At 64.2% G+C, this 17,500-nt stretch carries 13 protein-coding genes; 6 read left to right on the top strand and 7 right to left on the bottom strand.

What is annotated here, in order from left to right:
• Window positions 1-51: 51 nt before the first annotated feature.
• Entirely contained in the window at window positions 52-777 is a 726-nt protein-coding gene (locus tag CH305_RS00490; RefSeq protein WP_094701985.1) for an SDR family oxidoreductase, read from the top strand.
• Window positions 778-933: 156 nt separating this feature from the next.
• Here the strand turns inward: CH305_RS00490 and CH305_RS00495 are convergent, their stop codons facing one another.
• Genes CH305_RS00495 through CH305_RS00515 form a run of 5 tightly spaced genes read right to left on the bottom strand, consistent with a single transcriptional unit; the run spans window position 934 to window position 9,322 of the window.
• Entirely contained in the window at window positions 934-1,650 is a 717-nt protein-coding gene (locus tag CH305_RS00495) for a TetR/AcrR family transcriptional regulator (RefSeq protein ID WP_094701987.1), read from the bottom strand.
• 25 nt (window positions 1,651-1,675) lie between these two features.
• The gene (locus tag CH305_RS00500; protein ID WP_094701989.1) at window positions 1,676-3,205 is read right to left on the bottom strand and encodes an FAD-dependent monooxygenase; all 1,530 of its coding nucleotides are present in this window, start codon (window positions 3,203-3,205) and stop codon (window positions 1,676-1,678) included.
• The gene (locus CH305_RS00505; RefSeq protein ID WP_094701991.1) at window positions 3,202-4,881 is read right to left on the bottom strand and encodes a (2,3-dihydroxybenzoyl)adenylate synthase; all 1,680 of its coding nucleotides are present in this window, start codon (window positions 4,879-4,881) and stop codon (window positions 3,202-3,204) included. The genes CH305_RS00500 and CH305_RS00505 overlap by 4 nt, the downstream gene beginning before the upstream one ends.
• On the bottom strand, window positions 4,878-7,199 hold the full coding sequence (locus tag CH305_RS00510; protein ID WP_094701993.1) for a hydantoinase B/oxoprolinase family protein: 2,322 nt from the start codon (window positions 7,197-7,199) through the stop codon (window positions 4,878-4,880). Before CH305_RS00510 ends, CH305_RS00505 begins: the two co-directional genes overlap by 4 nt.
• Window positions 7,200-7,219: 20 nt before the next feature.
• A complete protein-coding gene (locus CH305_RS00515) occupies window positions 7,220-9,322 on the bottom strand; it encodes a hydantoinase/oxoprolinase family protein (RefSeq protein WP_032404176.1) in 2,103 nt (700 codons plus the stop codon).
• Window positions 9,323-9,573: 251 nt separating this feature from the next.
• Between CH305_RS00515 and CH305_RS00520 the strand changes: the two genes are divergently transcribed.
• Genes CH305_RS00520 through CH305_RS00540 form a run of 5 tightly spaced genes read left to right on the top strand, consistent with a single transcriptional unit; the run spans window position 9,574 to window position 13,794 of the window.
• Window positions 9,574-10,326 carry a maleate cis-trans isomerase gene (locus CH305_RS00520; protein ID WP_037176300.1) on the top strand — a complete coding sequence of 251 codons (753 nt, stop codon included), beginning with the start codon at window positions 9,574-9,576 and terminating at the stop codon, window positions 10,324-10,326.
• Window positions 10,327-10,355: 29 nt separating this feature from the next.
• On the top strand, window positions 10,356-10,991 hold the full coding sequence (locus CH305_RS00525; RefSeq protein WP_094680188.1) for a VOC family protein: 636 nt from the start codon (window positions 10,356-10,358) through the stop codon (window positions 10,989-10,991).
• Window positions 10,988-11,233: a hypothetical protein gene (locus tag CH305_RS00530; RefSeq protein ID WP_037176298.1), complete on the top strand. Its 246-nt coding sequence runs from the start codon at window positions 10,988-10,990 to the stop codon at window positions 11,231-11,233. Before CH305_RS00525 ends, CH305_RS00530 begins: the two co-directional genes overlap by 4 nt.
• Window positions 11,230-12,459 (top strand): alpha/beta hydrolase, encoded by a 1,230-nt coding sequence (locus tag CH305_RS00535; RefSeq protein ID WP_094701995.1) that lies wholly within the window; start codon window positions 11,230-11,232, stop codon window positions 12,457-12,459. Before CH305_RS00530 ends, CH305_RS00535 begins: the two co-directional genes overlap by 4 nt.
• A 21-nt stretch (window positions 12,460-12,480) precedes the next feature.
• Window positions 12,481-13,794, top strand: coding sequence for an MFS transporter (locus CH305_RS00540; RefSeq protein ID WP_094701997.1), 1,314 nt, complete (start codon window positions 12,481-12,483; stop codon window positions 13,792-13,794).
• Here CH305_RS00540 and CH305_RS00545 read toward each other — a convergent pair.
• Together CH305_RS00545 and CH305_RS00550 are read right to left on the bottom strand one after the other, a co-directional pair.
• On the bottom strand, window positions 13,777-14,940 hold the full coding sequence (locus CH305_RS00545) for an epoxide hydrolase family protein (protein ID WP_094701999.1): 1,164 nt from the start codon (window positions 14,938-14,940) through the stop codon (window positions 13,777-13,779). The two genes, CH305_RS00540 and CH305_RS00545, sit on opposite strands and share 18 nt — an antisense overlap.
• A gap of 102 nt (window positions 14,941-15,042) precedes the next feature.
• Window positions 15,043-17,496 carry an excinuclease ABC subunit UvrA gene (locus tag CH305_RS00550; protein WP_094702001.1) on the bottom strand — a complete coding sequence of 818 codons (2,454 nt, stop codon included), beginning with the start codon at window positions 17,494-17,496 and terminating at the stop codon, window positions 15,043-15,045.
• Between the last annotated feature and the right edge of the window lie 4 nt (window positions 17,497-17,500).

Genomic DNA, 17,500 nt, shown 5'->3' on the forward strand with positions numbered 1-17,500 from the left:
GGACCGATCAGGACCGAAAACACGAAAGTTCGCGAAGAAAGTAGGGTCCCCATGGACTTCTCCGACCAGATCGCCCTCGTCACCGGAGCCAACCGTGGCATCGGCCGTCACTTCGTCCTCGAACTGCTCGATCGAGGTGCGGAGAAAATCTACGCGACAGCTCGCAGACCAGAAACGCTCGACTTCGACGACACCCGGGTGGTGCCGTTGACGCTCGACTTGCTCGACAGCGAATCGGTGAGAGCAGCGGCGTCGACGGCGTCCGATGTCACACTGCTCGTCAACAATGCGGGCATCTCCACCGGTGCCGCGCTCGTCACCGGTGACCTCACCGAGGTTCGACGCGAGATGGACACACACTTCTGGGGCACACTGCACGTCATTCGGGCATTCGCCCCGGTACTCGCAGCACAGGGTGGCGGCTCGATCGTCAATATCTTGTCGGCTCTATCTTGGTTCGCCACAACGGGATCCGGGGCCTACTCTGCCGCGAAGGCCGCCGAATGGAACATGACGAACGGTGCACGCCTGGAACTGGCACCGCAGGGAACATTCGTACAGGGCGTACTTCTCGGCGCTGCAGATACCGACATCGCCGCCGGCTACGACGGACCGAAGATCGATCCCCGCACAGTGCCGCGTGCCGCCCTGGACGGGCTGGCGGCCGGCTCCATCGAAATCATCGTCGACGAATGGACCGCTATGGTGAAGTCCTCTCTCGCCGGCGATCCCGCAGCTTTCTATGCACAGATGGCCGAACTACTCGGAGCGAACTGACTTTCCATCCCAATTCCCGAACCCCAACCGAGAGGCACTGGGCGGGGCCGTACGGATTCGATCCGAGAACTGTGGGGTGCACCGAACCGTTCGGTCGGGCGGAAGGGATGTGAGCGGCGAGTTGTCGCACTACGGATCCGCTCTTTCGACTCTCGCCTAGGTTCGATCCCGAGCCAGGATGCGTTCGAGGTAGTCCAGGTCTTCGCGGAGCATGGAGATGGCCCGTTCGGGTCCCTCGGGTACGACGGGCTTGCCGCTGTCCTGGGCAACAGTGCGCAGTGCCATGTCGGCGAGTTGGACGGCCACGCTCCGATCGGTGTCCGGATCACCGCTCTGATGCCACCAGGCAACCCAGTTCAGCATGCCGATGATGCCGAGTGCCGCAGTACGCGGATCGACGGGCCTGAAGTCCCCTGCCTTGACACCGCTTTCGACGACCGTCACGAACTCCTTGAGGACGTGTCGTCGACTCTGCTGGTAGGTCCGCGACATGTCCTCGGGGAGGTCGGCTTCCGACCTGATGATGAGCTTGAAGCGGTCGGCGGTCTCGGCCTGATTCAACGCGATCGCGGTGGCCATCTTGCGAAGCTTCTCGGTGGGACCGAGATCGGATCGCTCGTTGATCTGGTGCAGAACTGCGGCAGGCGTCTCGGTGCTCTCACTGATCAGGCGCGACAGCAACTCGTCCTTGTTCGCGACGTAATGATAGAGCGCCGGCCGGGTGAGGCCCGTTGCGTCGGCGATGTCCTGGAGGGTCGTGCTGGCAAAGCCCTTCTCCGCGAACAACCGCGTGGCCTGGTCGAGAATCTGCTTCTCGACCAGCTCCCGACGCGGATTGCGCGCCGCTCCCCGTGGTGAGTCCTCGCGTGTCATGACCGAAGAATAACCGTCGCTCCCGTCAACGACCGACAGACACGAGGTGGGTGCGCGCACTGACCAGACCTGCCACCGCGTCGGGCATCCACTCTTCCGGTACGTCGACGACGACGAGTGCACTGGTGCTGCGCATCATTCGCTCTGCAACATCGAGTCGGGTCAGGACGTGATCACGCTCGCCGGAACCGGTCAGCCACACCGTGGTGCTTGCCCTGCACTCGTCGACAATGGCCGTGGCCTTCTCGTTCCACGCAGATTCGACGTCCACCGAGACCACCGTTGTCGTCGGCTCTTCGCGAAGATCGGACGGGGCGAATCGGTCGGGAAATAGCCGCCCACCATGTTCGACGGGCCGCGAGAGGATCCAGCGAGACACATCGACAGGAACCTCCGAATCTGCCGGAACCTGCGCGTAGCTCGCGATTCCCTTCCACGCCACCTCGGGCGCAGACTCGAGGAATCGCTCCAGGCCGACCTTTCCGGCGCGCGTCATGTACGCCACCATCAGTTGCTCCACGGGCAGATCCATCCGTTGTGGGAACGACTCCCACCACTGTTCACTTCGCACTGCGATCTGCTGGAGGTGTTCGACCGCGGGGCGACGCACCCGTTCGTACTCGGTGAGGGCATCGCCGACGGTCGCAGCCGACGCCAGCGCAGCATCGAGTGCGATGGCGTCTTCCATGGCCAGCTTCGTTCCCGATCCGATCGAGTAATGGGCGGTGTGGGCGGCGTCCCCGAGGAGAACGACGTTGTCCACCGACCACTTTCGGCACTTGACGGTTCGGAACTGCATCCACCTGGTCCGGTTTCCGATGAGCCTGTGATCCTGGAGGGTGTCGGCAAAAGCCGTCTCGAGGTAGCGCAACGACGTCTCGTCACTGTCGGTCGGGTCCGTGTCATCCGTCGTGACGTCGAAGCCCGCGCGATGCCACGTGTCGAGATCCGTCTCGATCAGGAACGTACTGCGATCCGGCGCATAGGGATACGCGTGTGCGACGAAAGTGCCGTGCTCGGTGGTGACGGGTACGAAAATCGCGCTTGCCAGTGCGAAATCCGTTCCGCACCAGAGGTAGAGGCCGGATCCGATGGTGATGTCGGTGCCGAACCCCGGGTCTGCCGTTCGCGTTGCGCTGTTGATTCCGTCCGAGGCGATGACGAGGTCGACATCGAGATCGCCCGGTGCACGGCGTTCGCCGAATTCGAGCCGAACCCCGGCGTCTCGCGCTTGCTCCTGCAGGACGGACAGCAGCGAGGTACGGGCCACAGCGAGCAGATCACCGTGGGCCAAGCGGGCGATCGACTCCCCCACCTGCATGGACATCTCGTGTGAGTACGCCTGAGCGACAATAGCATCGAGTGATGCGGCGTCGGCCTGACGTAGATTCCGCTGCGTCCGTGAGGCGAGGCCCACTCCGAACCCGAACGTGGTGTCCGGTGAACTCTGTTCGTAGACGGCGATCTCCGCGGCGGGGTTGGACAGTTTCAGCAGCCGCGCGGCGTAGAGGCCACCGGGGCCCCCGCCGATGACTGCGACGCGGTCGAGTTTCATCGTTGCCTCTCGAGCTTCGCGGCGATGTCCAGCCGCAAACGCTTCTTGTCGATCTTGTTGACGTTGGTTCGGGGAAGCGCGTCGAGCCATTCGAGGCGCTCCGGCCATTTGAACTTGGCCACACCAAGTCCCGTGAGATGGTCCTGCACGTCGGCCATCGTCAACGGCGCCCCGTCGGTGACGAGATACGCGCACGTCTTCTCGCCGAGTCGAGGGTCGGGCATCGCTACGACGGCCGCGCCCACGATGGCCGGATGGTCGAGCAGAAGAAGCTCCACTTCCTCGGCGTTGATCTTCTCGCCGCCGCGGTTGATGAGGTCTTTGATGCGCCCCTCGATCGTGACGTACCGCTCGCCGTCGACGACGGAGATCGACGCCAGATCGCCGGTGCGGTAGAAGCCGTCGGTGGTGAAGGCAGTTCGATTGTGCTCGGGGGCACCGAAATACCCGGTGATCGTGTACGGCCCGCGGCAACACAATTCGCCGACGTCCCCGTCGGGTAGCTCGATCTCCGTGCCGGGATCGAGAATGCGCACCTCGTCCTCCGCACAGACAGGCGTGCCGACTGTGGTGATTCGAGCGTCGCGAGGGGCGGCGACCGGGGTAACGGTGAGCAGCCCCTCGGACATCCCGAACAACTGACCCGCCCAATGATCTCCGCCGTCGTCGACGCGGTCCATCAGCGCCGGCGACACTTTGGCACCGGACAGGATCACGTGCCGCAGACGCCTACTCACGCGATCGAACTCGGGACTCGACACGGCCTGGTAGTGACCGTGGCCGATCAACACCTCGGTGGCCTCCGCACGCTCCATCAGGTCGAACGCCGATCCGACGTCGGCGGTCGCGAGTACGAGGCACGCACCGACCGAATGCGAGGCGTGCAGACCGCAGGCGATCCCTGCGTTGTGCACGATGGGGATCAGATGGGCGACGCGGCTGTCCGCGGTCCATTCGAGCCGTTGGGCGTACATGAGTGCGTTGTTCCAGTACTCGGCATGGATCCGTGGGATGACCTTGGGCACTCCCGTTGTCCCGCCGGACAATTGGAATGCAACCACATCTTCGGGATCCGTTTCCGCCTCGATGGCCTCGACGAGAGCTCGGGCTTGGGTGGGATCGATGTCGAGACCGAGGTCCTCCACGCGCAGTTCGTCGGTGTCCACCGACCCGACTGTGACCACGTGGCGAACGGTCTCGCTGCCCGCGGCGTGTTCGTGGGCGAACGAGACCAGATCGAACGACGGCAGGCCGGCCTCGACGATATGCGCGACTGCGCCCACCGCGGCACCGATGTGCGCGATCTCGTGCATTCGGTGCGCGGCCAGTGTGGCGACCGGAACCAGCCCGGCCTTGACGCAGCCGTACCAGGCCAGCACCGTCTCCAGCCGGTTCGTCAGTTGGAACAACACAGGGTCCAGGCGCGCCAGCCCCAGTCGCATCAAGCCGGCAGCGATGGCATCGGTCCGGCGGTCGAGTTCGGCGAACGTCATCGAACCCTCGGCGCTGATGATCGCGAGCCTGTCGGGATACCGAAGAGCGATGTCGCGGAACCGGCGACTCGTGGGAAGTGAACTCCACGAACCACTCCGGCGGTACTGCTGCGCGCGATCCTCCGGGTAGCCCACCAGCCGGCCGTCCCAGTCCGAGTGGGTCGCGTCGGTGATCACCGTCATCGTTCGGCCACCGCCGGGAGCAATCGTGAGATCTCCAACGAATGATCGGGGTGATCGGCCGGGACGATTCCCGAGTACACGGCCGTCCAGCATCCCGGGCAGCACAGCTGACGGAACACGATGGGCGTGTCGACGTATATGGACGGATCCGACGTCACCTGCGGACCCGCCGCCGAGGACGGCCCCTCGTAGCGAGCCAGATCCAACACGCCGCTGGTCTTCTCGTCACCGAGCAGTCGACCGCACTGTGCACAGGCGATGACCCGAACGTCCCCGACGGTCACCTCGGACAGGTTGTCGTCGAGACGTCTGGCCAGCGAGAGATCCATGATGGGGGCGTCGGAGTGCTGGGTGGACCGCGTGCGCCGTTCGTCGATCATGTCTCGACGTCGTTGCGCAGTTGCTACCTCGTCCACCTTTCCCGCGTCGATCACCACGCCGTAGACGACGTTCGCCCCCTCTGCGGTGACCTTGCCCTCGCGTAAGTCCACGACGACAGCCCCGGGATCGCGATGCAACGGATCTCCGTAACCGCCGCCTCCCTGCCAGTGCATGTACAGCACCTCACCGGGAGCGACATAGCTTTCGGCGTAGCATGCTCCGAATTCCTTTCCGCCGCCCAGATCTTCGAGGGCTCCGGGAATCTTCCCTGCCGCGAACTGCTCGATGACGTCGGTACTGCGCGCCAGAATTTCGAGTCCGGTGTTGCCGGGGTATCCGCCGGCGAGTCCGTTGTTCTGCGCCACTGCTTTACCCGCCGAGGCGAGGACGAGGCCCATCGGGAGCGAGGTGCCGTACGGCGTGACCGCGAGCGATGCACTCACGCCACCGCGTTGACGACCGGGTCCACCGGAGTCGGGTTCTTCACGACGCCACAGTGTGAGCAGCGGGTAGAGGAACTCGGTCATTTCCGTATCGGGGATGCGCCCCATCGGAATGCAGAAGAGTCCGCCGGTGTCCATGCCGTCGGCGGTCGGGCGTGCGCCGTAACCGCCTGCCATCGGTTCCATCATGATGTTGAGGAACGGAACGGGTTGCTCTCCGCGTTCGTCGAGGCCTGCGATCACGGCGGTGTCCCAGGTACCGCAGCACGCAGCCTGCACGCTCTTGCCGAGGTCGACCGATCGGTCCAGCATCTGCGACAGGCATTCGGCGATGAGGGTTCCAGTCAGCCAAGCAGGTCCGATGGGACCACGGCTGACCGCCGCCGGGAAGCTCGCGTTGTTGATGGTGCCCTCCTCGGACACCAGGTCGAAGCATCGCATCAATCCGCCTGCGGACCAGGGGATGTCGCCCGCGAGGATCGGAAGCAACGCGAGCATGACGCCGCCGCGCATGCCTGCATAGGTGCAGTTGATGACGCCGGTCTGCTTGTCGGTGCCGGTGAAGTCGAACGTGAGATGGTCGTCGGTCTTGCTCATCGCGACGGTGATCTTGTGCACCTCGCGATCACCGGTGTGCGACTGGTCCTGGTAGCCGGTGGCCTTCCAGGTTCCGTCGGGCAGCGAGGAGAGCTTGCTGCGCAGGCGTCCTTCGGCGTCGGTCATCATGCGCTTCATGACGGCTTTGACGGTGTCGGCACCGTACTGCTCGATGACGGCGAGCATGCGGTTGCGGCCGACGGTGTTCGCGCCGATCTTGGCGCGCAGGTCGAGCCCGACCAACATGGGAACGCGGGAGCGTCGAACCCAGAGGTCGGAGACGTCGCGCTGTAGCTCGTAGTCGCGGACCACCTTGACCGGTGGAGTCGGAAGCGATTCGGAGAACACGTCTTTCGCCGACGGATCGAACGATCCCAGGCCGGAACCACCGAGGTCGGGTTCGTGGCAGATTGCACTGGTCCAGGCGAACAGTTTGCCCTCGTGGAAGATGGGTTGGTAGACGATGACGTCACTCTGATGCAGTCCCCCGCCGACCCATGGGTCGTTGCACAGGAACATGTCACCCGGCGCAATTCCCGGGTTGGTGGCGCGGTGTTGCAGGGTCCAGTAGATCGCCAGGTCGACGGCTCCGACGAGCATGGTGTTGTAGAGGCCCACCTGAACCTCCTGTCCCAGTTCGTCACTGATCGCGAAGTCGAAATCGTTCGCGTCGGTGACGATGGGTGAGCCCGACATCCGTTTGAGTGCCTCGCCCATCTCGTCGGTGACCGACCAGAGTCGGTGTCGGATGACCTCGTAGGTCAGCGGGTCGAGCTCGTCGATCTGCTGCTGGGTGACGGTGTGCACCGGCAGCGTCGGTGGCAGGGTGCGGGCGAGGGCGTCGGGGTCGACGGGGCGGGACGAGAAGATCTCGGACCCGGGAATTGCGGATGTCATGGTTCGGTTCTCCTGTGGTCTCAGCCGGCGACGATGTTGAGGTTGCCGAGGCGGTCGACAGTTCCGGTGGTGCCGTGCGGGACGACGACTGTGGTCGTCGGGACTTCGACGATGGCGGGGCCGGCGAGCACATGCCCGGCGGCGAGCTTGCTGTAGTCGTAGATGTCGGTGTCGACGTATCCGATTCGACCGTCCAAGTTGACTTTTCGGGTGCCGATGCGGGCGACCGAGGCGTCGGCGGAGTCGGCCGACTTCAGCTCGGGGAGCGTCGGTGAGAACGGCAGGACGCCGGTTGCACGCACGCGGTAGGTGATCGCCTGAATACCTGCTTCACGGAAACCGCTGTCCTTCCCGTACAAGTCTGCGTAGCGCTGCTCGAAGAGGTCGGACGCGTGTGCGACGCTCGACGAGTCGAGCGAGCCTTCGGGAATGGTGGTGGCAACCTCTGCCAACTGCATCGTGTACCGCATGTCGATTTCACGTTCGACCTGGACAGACGTGAAATTGAGTCCTTGTCGACCGAGGGCTTCGCGGACTCGCTTCTCGAGGCCGTCGAAATTCGCTTCTGCGCGAGCAGGATCGAGCGGCATCGCCGCCGGGTCGGACAGCTCGGCCGCGAGCACGATGTTCGACGACGCAAGACCGTAAGCCGAGAACGCCGATGCCACCTGCCCGAGTGGAACGATGACTTCCTTGACGCCGACTTCGGCTGCATAGGCAGCGCAATGCGATGGGCCGGCTCCTCCGAATGCGTAGAGAACGAAGTTGCGCGGATCGTGTCCGGCTTCGACGACCGTCTTGCGCAGGAGGTCGCCGGTCTGTGCGTTCTGAACGGCGTAGATCGCGGCCGCCGCGTCCTCGATCGACAGACCGAGCGGTTCCGCAATGCGGCGTCGAATAGCCTCGCGCGCAAGCTCTTTGTCGAGTGGTTTGCGACCACCGAGCAGTCCGCGTTCGGGGAGGATGCCGAGGACGAGGTTGGCGTCGGCATTGGTGGGTTCGGTGCCGCCCTGTCCGTAACAGGCAGGTCCGGGCACCGCCTGGGCGCTGTGCGGCCCGATCTGGAGGTTGCCGCCGGCATCCACCCACGCGATGGCACCGCCCCCGGAGCCGATGGCGTGCACCTGCAGGGTGGGCACGTTGATCGGGTGGTGATTGATGATGGTGCTCGACGCACGCACCGGCTCACCGTCCACGACGAGTCCGACGAGGAAGGTGGTTCCGCCGACGTCGGTGGCGATGATGTTCTTGTGTCCGAGCTGCTTTCCGAGTGATACGGCTCCGACCACGCCGCCGGTGAGGACCGAGCCGACCGTGCTGATGGCGTTCTTCGGTGCCTCGGCTGCGGCAACGGCACCGCCGTTGCTCTGCATCACCAAGAGTGGGCCGGCGAGATCGAGTGCGCGCAACTTGGATTCCAGCGAACCCAGATAGTCGCGTAGTCCCGGTCCGATCTGGGTGCTCATGATCGTCGTCGCGTTACGCGCGAACTCACGGATGCGCGGGCTCACCTCGGAGGACAAAGAAACGAACATGTCGGGCGCGATCTCGTGCACGAGTTCACGAATACGCTGCTCGTGCACAGGGTTACGGAAAGACCAGAGCAGCGAGACCGCAATTCCGGAGACACCGTCGTCGACCAGGCTTCGGATGGCGACGCGCGCGGACTCCTCGTCGAGCGCGACGACGACCGTGCCGTCACGGTCGAGGCGTTCGGTGACCTCGAGTGCGTGTCGCTTGGGGACGAGACCGTGGGACTTGCTCTGTCCCAACACGTTCTGCAGTTGCTCGGGAGAGCCACCGAGGTACCGGCCCTCGACGTTCATGATGTAGATCGAATCCCGATGCCCCTTGGTGGTCAGGAACCCGACCGGCGGGACGTTGCCCATCACCAGAGCATTGAGCGAGGACGTGGTGCCGTGCGCGATGTGGTGGGTGTTCGCGAGCATTTCCTGCACCGGGCATCCGAGTTGTTCGGCCAACGCTTCGAGAACGTCGATGACTCCCTGGGAATAGTCGGGTGGTGTCGAGGGCGCTTTGGCAGCGACCACGGTGCCGGAACTGTCGTCGAGTACTGCGTCCGTGAACGTTCCGCCGACGTCCACTCCGATCACATAGGTCATGCCGGTGTGCTCCTTAGGTCCGAGTCGAAGACGTTCTGGCGTGTGAGAGCGAAACACTCTCGAACACTGCTTACGTCTGCGTCGAGTATTCGACGTGACCGACGACATGTCAAGCGTGAATGTGAGTGCTGCCACCTTCCTCGATACTGCCCGACCGGACTCCGGGATTCGATTCCCCAGCTCAGGACGCTTGACGAATCGTCGCATACGTCGAATACTCGTCATCAACGTCAATTACTGAAAGGCAGTTCATGAGTATTCATCGTGTGGGCTTGGTCGTACCGAGCTCCAACGTCACCGTGGAAACGGAGATGCCCGCCCTGTTGGCGCGACATCGAGATGCCCGGTTCTCGTTCCACTCCTCGCGCATGCGCATGCAGGCCGTGTCGCCGGAGCAACTGCGGGCCATGAATGCCCAGCGCGAACGGTGCATCCTCGAGTTGGGCGATGCCGGAATCGACGCAATTCTCTACGCATGCCTCGTCGCTCTCATGGTCGCCGGGCCCGGGGAACACCAACGGGTCGAGGGGCTCATCGCGGAACAACTCGCCACGGGCGGATCCGATGCAGCCGTCAGGTCGAGTGCGGGAGCACTCGTGGAAGGCCTGCGGGCTCTGGACGCGAAGAACATCGTTCTCGTGACGCCGTACATGCGACCGCTCGCCGAGAAGGTGGTCGAGTACATCGAGGCCGAAGGCATTCGCGTCCTCGATTGGCGTGCACTCGAGGTCTCCGACAACGCCGAAGTCGGCTGCATCCCTGGCGAACGAGTCATGGACGCGGCACGGTCCTTGGATCTCACAGGTGCCGACGCCCTGGTGATTTCCGCGTGCGTACAGATGCCGTCCCTTCCGCTCGTCCAGGCTGCCGAGGACGAATTCGGCATCCCCGTTCTGTCGGCCGCGACGGCAGGCGCCTACAGCCTGCTCCGTGCGCTGGACCTACCCGTCGATCTTCCGGACGCCGGCTCACTGCTCCGGGCAGACGCCGTCGTCACCTCCTAGATCGTCACTTTCGTAGAGAGGAAATCTTCATGTCCGACTTGCCACACAAGGTTCGGGGCGTCGACCACGTCGCCTACCCCACGTTCGATCCGGCAGCAACGGTCGAGTTCTACCGAGACGTTCTCGGGTTCCCCGTCGTCCACTCCATCTGCGCCGCAGGGTGGGGCCCGGAGAAGCATCCGGACTTCATCCATTTCTTCTTCGACATCGGCAACGACGACCGCCTCGCGTTCTTCTACTACTTCGGCCTCGAACCGTTCGACGGTGGACCACAGGGCGATTCGTACTCGCGCTTCGCCGAGGACGTTCCGATCTTCTTCATCCGCTCGCGTCACCTGGCAATCCACGTCGACAGCGAAGAAGACCTGATGGAATACCGGCGGCGGCTGGACGGCAGCGACTGGCCCGTGGAGATGCAGATCCAACACGAGACGATCGAGTCGATCTACACACACGATCCCAACGGCTACATGATCGAGCTCACCCGCGCGATGCGGCCGGTCACGCCGCAGGAAGATCTCGACGCGAACCTGACGATCGACGCCCTGATCGACGTCGTTCGCGGACCCGACCCGAGTATGGCGAACCTGTTGACCCGCAAGGCCGAACTGATCGTCGAACGTGCGGCCGACTGGTCGGCCGAGCACGAGGTGGGAGTTTCGTGACCACGTTGTACGTACTCGACATTCCCGAGAACACCACTATCGCATCGGTGGCCGACGTCGACCCAGCCGTACGCGTCGACCACGTCGGCCCGTACTTCCGCATAGTCTCGGACGGGGACATCGTCATCGATCGTCGGGCCACCGGATGCAGACACGCCGTCTGGTACAGCAGCGTCTCTGGCCTGTCGGAGTCTCGAATCACACAGTGGGACAAAGACGCCCTGCGTGTCGAGCAGTCATGACTCGGACCCGACTCGGAGCAGGCCGGTACATCGATGCCGCCGAGGCTCCGTCGAACACGGTGGCCTCGGTGCACGAGCTCACCACCGCGGACGGTGCCAAGGTCAGCGGAGTGCTGCGGACCGTTCCCGGTGCCGAGACGGTTGTTGCATTGATGCACCCGAGACAGGACCTGACGCATCACGTTCTTGTGCCCGAGTTGCTCGCCCGCGGATACGCAGTGTGGACTCAGGGCACGCGATCGGTGAACAACGACATCTCCCTGGTGCACGAGCAGGCGTTGCTCGACGCCGCCGCCGGGCAGGTGTTCCTGCGCTCGCGCTCCTTCGATCACGTTGTGACGCTGGGACACTCGGGTGGTGGCACCCTGTTCGCGTTCTACCACGAGCAGGCCGGTCTCGCGCCCGAGGATCGGCTGGCGGCAACGCCCGCAGGTCGACCGATCGACCTCGCATCTGCGGAGATGCCCGTGCCGGACGGTGCGATTTTCATGGCTCCACACCCCGGACAGGGTGCGCTGCTGCTGCGATTGATCGATCCGTCCGTCATCGACGAATCGGACCCCATGTCCGTCGACCCGGCACTCGATCCCTTCGATAAGGCGAACGGATTTGTCGACGCACCTGATAGCTCTACCTATTCCTCTGATTTCGTTCAGAGGTACCGCGCCGCTCAGCGCGAGCGCGTCGCTCGGCTCGACGCGATCGCGCGGTCACGGGTCGCCGAAGCATCCGGCGCCCGACGGCGTTTCAAGACAAGCCGTGATCCTGTCGACCGTCGAGATGCGTTGGCACCTCGCATATCGACCGTCTATCGCACCGACGCGGACCTGAGATTCACCGACCTGTCGCTGAGCCCCAACGCCCGCCCCTATGGTTCGTTGTTCGGCCGACGGCCGGATCTGACGAATTATGGGCTCGTCGGGTTCGCGCGCCTGTCCACACCGGATGCCTGGTTGTCGACGTGGTCCGGTCTGAGCTCCAACGCCGATTTCGTTCGGTGCGCACCGTCGGTGACGGTCCCGTCGTTGTTCGTCGAATTGACCGGCGATCAGGCGTGTTTCCCGGAAGATGCGTCGAGGATGGTCGAGGCTCTGGGCTCAGTGGACAAGTCCCGCGTCGCGATCGAGGGCACCCACTTCGGTGGCCCCATTCGCGATGGCGCGCCCACCGGTGCTTCTCTGGCCGCCGCCGACATCGGTGCCTGGTTGTCCCAACACTTCATCTGACCCTCTCGCGAGCGGAAACTCATGTCACGTAACACTTTCTCTCCCGTGGTCGCACTCTGCCTGGCGGCGTTGACGCTGGAGGGGTACGACCTTCTCATGTACGGAACGGTGGTGCCGTCGATCCTGGCGTACGAGCCGTGGGATCTGGATCCGGCGACCGTCGGTGTACTCGGATCGGTGGTGGGAGTCGGCATGTTGGTCGGGGCGCTGGCCGCGGGCAGCATCGCAGATCGCTGGGGTAGGCGACGCGCCTTGATCGCCGCGGTCGCTTTGTTCTCGGCCGCAATGGGATGCTGTGCACTTGCACCCTCGCCCGAGATGTTCGGAGCAGCGCGATTTGTCGTCGGCGTCGGGGCAGGAGTTCTGATGCCGACCGCGGCGTCGATGCTGATCGAATTTTCCCGCCTCGACACCAGAGCGAGAACGGTCGCACTGGGATTCGTGGGGACCAGCGTCGGCGGTATCGCGGCGGGGATCCTGTCCCTCTGGCTCGTCCCGGCATTCGGCTTCCGAGCGATGTTCGCAGCTGGGATGATCCCGGCGTTGTTGATCCTGCCGATGATGCTCCGCTATCTCCCTGAATCCCCCGCTTTCCTGAACTCGCAGGGCAGGAGCGCTGCGGCACAGACGATCTCGACTCGTTACGGCCTCGAGGAAGCTGTGAAGAATTCCGGTGGTGACCCGAAGTCGACAGATCGCGGAATCGGTGCGCTGTTCACTGCGAACCGTGCGCGGGTGACACTGTCCTTTTGGGTGATGACCCTGTTGTGCCTCCTGGTGTTGTTCGGCGTCGCGACCTGGTTGCCCGCGGTGATGCGATCGGCCGGATACCCGCTCGGTGCAGCACTGTCCTTCCTGCTGGTGCTCAACGTGGGCGGTGCAGTAGGTGCACTCGGCGGCGCTTACCTGGCCGATCGGTTCGGCATCAAGCCGGTGACGACTCTCGGATTCCTCTGTGCAGCAGTGTCGTTGGCGTTGATCGCGACCACTCCCCCGATCGGGATCGTCTACGTTCTGGTGCTGATCGCAGGAATGGGAACAACCGGGACGCAGATCCTGCTCAACACTTTCATCGGTGGCTACTACCCCGTGTCGTGCCGGACCACAGGACTGGGCGTCGCACTCGCGGTGGGGCGTCTCGGCGCGATCGTCGGTCCGACATACGGCGGACTGTTCGTCGCCGCCGGTGCGGGAACCAGCACTCAGCTGTTGGCGTTCGCCTTGCCGGCAGTCATCGGTGCCGGTGTGACGATTCTGATTCCAGCCGGACGGCGTTCGTCGGCCGCCGCGGCGACTGTCCCCACCCCCAGTGATCGGTCAACCGGCAGACGATAACGCAGACAAGAACGAGCGCAGATCCGCGGCAAGACGCACCGGCTCCTCCATCGCCGCGAAGTGACCACCATGATCCGGAACCTCGGTCCAGTGCGCGATGTCGAACTCGTGTTCCGCAAGGTGCCTGATGCCGATGTCGTGCGCGAACATGATGGCACCCACCGGTTGCGACGGTTTAGCCTTCGGACCATCCCAGGCTCCACCCTCGGCCGCGTAGACCGTGTAGGCGGCGCTACCGGCGCTCCGAGTCAACCAGTACAGGGTGACGTGGGCGAGTATCCGATTGCGGCCGAGGGCACCATCCGGTTCCGCGTCGAACGGATAAGTCCACGCGCGGAATTTGTCCAGCATCCACGACAACTGACCGATGGGACTGTCGGTCAGAGCAGCACCGAGAAGTTGCGGACGCGTCGACTGGATGGAGATGTACCCGAACTCCGACTCCATGAACTGGCCCACACGTCGATAGCGGTCCAATTCGGTTTCGGTGCAACGTTTCTGCTCTGCCTCGTCGGGTTCCTGGAAGGGTGCGCCGATGGACCCGTTGACATGAATGGCGGCGCAGTGGTCCGGATCGAGACGACCCATCGCCGGTGCGACTCCGGCACCGTAATCACCGCCCTGCACTACATAGGACCCGTATCCGAGGAAACTCATCAACTCCACGAACGCTTGGGCCACGCGATCGGTACTCCACCCGCCGTCGGACAGCGGCGTCGAGAATGCGAATCCGGGGACGGATGGCACGATCACGTCGAAGGCTTGAAGGTCGGCGTCGTCCGGCTCGGTCAGCAGTGGGACGAGGTCGAGGAATTCGAGGTACGACCCCGGCCATCCGTGGCACAGCAGCACGGGAGTGGAGTCGGCTCGCGACGACCGCACGTGAAGGTAGTGGATGCGCTGCCCGTCGATCTCCACCATGTACTGAGGGAACGACGCGAGCTGCTTCTCCACCTCTCGCCAGCTGAAGTCGTCGACCCAGGTGGTCGCCATCGAACGGAGCACGGACACAGGCACTCCAGTAGTCCAGTCGTCGGCACCGAGGGGTTCGGGCAGACGTGCGTCCCGAACACGACGGGCTAGGTCGTCGAGCTCGGATTGCGGAACGTCGACAACGAACGGGGTGGGAGGCTCAGTGATTGTCATGACGTCATCGTGCAAGGTATCGCGGACAGCGGTGGTCCTGAATTGCCGGCAAGCCCACGATGTAGCTCGCATAGTTGTCGGTCGCGTCGGTAGTGCTGAAGCTCAATGAGACGAAGCGGCAGTTGAGGATTGGAGCCGTCGGGCCAGATATGGTCCCGTGATGCTGTCCGGAGACGCCGCCACTTCGGCGGGCGTCCCGGTGGCAACCACGGTGCCCCCGTTGTCGCCGCCGCCGGGACCGAGGTCGATAACCCAGTCTGCGGAGGCGATGGCATCCAAGTCGTGTTCCACCATCACCACAGTGTTGCCCGCGTCGACAAGCAGGTGTAGTTGGCGCATGAGCAGTGCGACGTCGGAGGGATGCAGCCCTGCCGTCGGTTCGTCCAGCAGATAGAGGGCAGTGCCGCGGCGGGTGCGCTGCAATTCGGTGGCTATCTTGATGCGCTGCGCTTCTCCGCCGCTCAGCTCGGTGGCAGGTTGACCGAGCCGAAGGTAGCCGAGCCCGATGTCGCGCAAGGTCTCCAGACTGCGGGATGCTCCCGTGATATCGGCGAAGAACATTGCGGCCTCGTCCACCGACATGTGCAGCACTTCCGCAATTGTCTTGTCGCGCCACGTTATTTCGAGAGTTTCCGGGGTGTACCGGTCACCATGGCAGGTGGGGCAAGGGCCGTAGGTGCCGGGAAGGAACAGCAGCTCCACCTCGACGAAACCGTCACCCTGGCACGTGGGGCATCGTCCGTCGGCGACGTTGAAGGAGAACCGTCCTGGTGACCATCCGCGGGCCTTGGCCTCATCGGTGGCGGCAAACAGTTTGCGAACGATATCGAACATTCCGACGTAGGTGGCCAGTGTCGATCGGGGGGTTCGGCCGATGGGGCGTTGATCCACCCGGACCAGGCGGGTGAACATCTCGATTCCGGACACCTCGGCCACGTCGACCTCGATCTGCGCGTCATCGTCCTCGTCCGCAGCGGTCTCGAGTCGGTGGCGCGCCACCTCGAACAGGACCTGGCTGACGAGCGTCGACTTCCCAGAGCCCGACACACCCGTCACTGCCGTCAACACCGCGTGTGGGAACTTCGCCGTCAACTCCTGCAGATTGTGCCGGGTGACTCCGGTCAGAGTCAGCCAGTCCTGGGTGGGGCGCGCCTCGCGCTGCTCGGATTCCGCCCGACCGAAGAGGTGCCTGCCGGTGACCGATTCCTCGATCTCCTCCAACCCAGGGACGGGGCCGCTGTACAGAACCCGTCCACCGCCCTCGCCGGCCGCGGGACCGATATCGACCACCCAGTCGGCGCGGCGAACCACGTCCATGTCGTGTTCGACGACGAAAAGGGAGTTGCCCGACGCCTTCAGCTGGTCCAGGACGTCGAGCAGTGGCTCGGCATCCGCGGGATGCAGTCCTGCGGAAGGTTCGTCCAGCACGTAGACCACCCCGAAGAGACCGGAACGGAGTTGCGTGGCGATCCGCAATCGCTGCGTCTCGCCAGGCGACAGCGTCGTCGAGCTACGCCCCAGCGCCAAATATCCCAAGCCCAGGCCGAGCAACACATCGATTCTGACCAGCAGGTCGGCGGTGATGCGTACCGCCACCTCGGTTCCCTCTCCTTCCTGTTCGCCGATCGGGCGCAACACCTGCGCTAGTTCGGTCAAGGAAAGTGCATTGATCTCCGCGATCGAGCGGCCCGCGATGGTGACGGCCAGCGCATCGGCGCGCAGTCCACTGCCGGAGCACATCGGGCAGCGAACGGTCTCGGTGAACTGCAGCGCGCGGTCCCGCATCCGCTCGCTGTTCGAGTCCGCCAGAACATGCATGACGTGACTCCGAGCGCTCCAGAACTTGCCTTCGTAGCTGTGGTCGACGCGGCCCTCTTCGGGTTCGATCCACACCTTGGGGTGCTCGTCGGTGAAGAGAAGCCACTCCCGGTCCTTCTTCTTCAGCGTGCGCCACGGCGCGTCGATGTCGATACCCATGCCGCTGACGATGCTGCGCAGGTTTGCGCCCTGCCACGCACCCGGCCACGCCGCGATCGCCCCCTCGCGAATACTGAGCGAGGGGTCGGGGACGAGCAATTCCGTTGTCACATCGTGGAAGTCGCCCAATCCGCCGCATCGCGGGCACGCGCCGGCGACCGTGTTGGGTGAAAACGCCTCCGCCGCGAGCAGCGGCGCACCATCGGGATAGCTACCGGCCCGCGAGTACAGCATGCGGAGCAGGTTGGACATGGTGGTGATGGTGCCGACGCTGGAGCGTGAGCTGGGCGAACCCCGGCGCTGCTGCAGCGCGACGGCCGGTGGAAGGCCGGTGATGGAGGCGACATGGGGTGCGCCCACTTGCTGAAGCAGCCGACGCGCGTATGGCGCAACCGACTCGAAGTAGCGTCGCTGCGCTTCGGCATACAAGGTGCTGAAAGCCAGTGACGACTTTCCGGACCCCGACACCCCTGTGAACGCGACGAAGGCATTGCGAGGTATGTCGACATCGACAGCGGCCAGATTGTGCTCGGTGGCGCCGCGCACACGGACATACCCGTCCCACGTTGAGTCCGTCACCGAA

The organism is Rhodococcus sp. 15-649-2-2, from assembly GCF_002258645.1.
Lineage (GTDB): Bacteria > Actinomycetota > Actinomycetes > Mycobacteriales > Mycobacteriaceae > Rhodococcoides.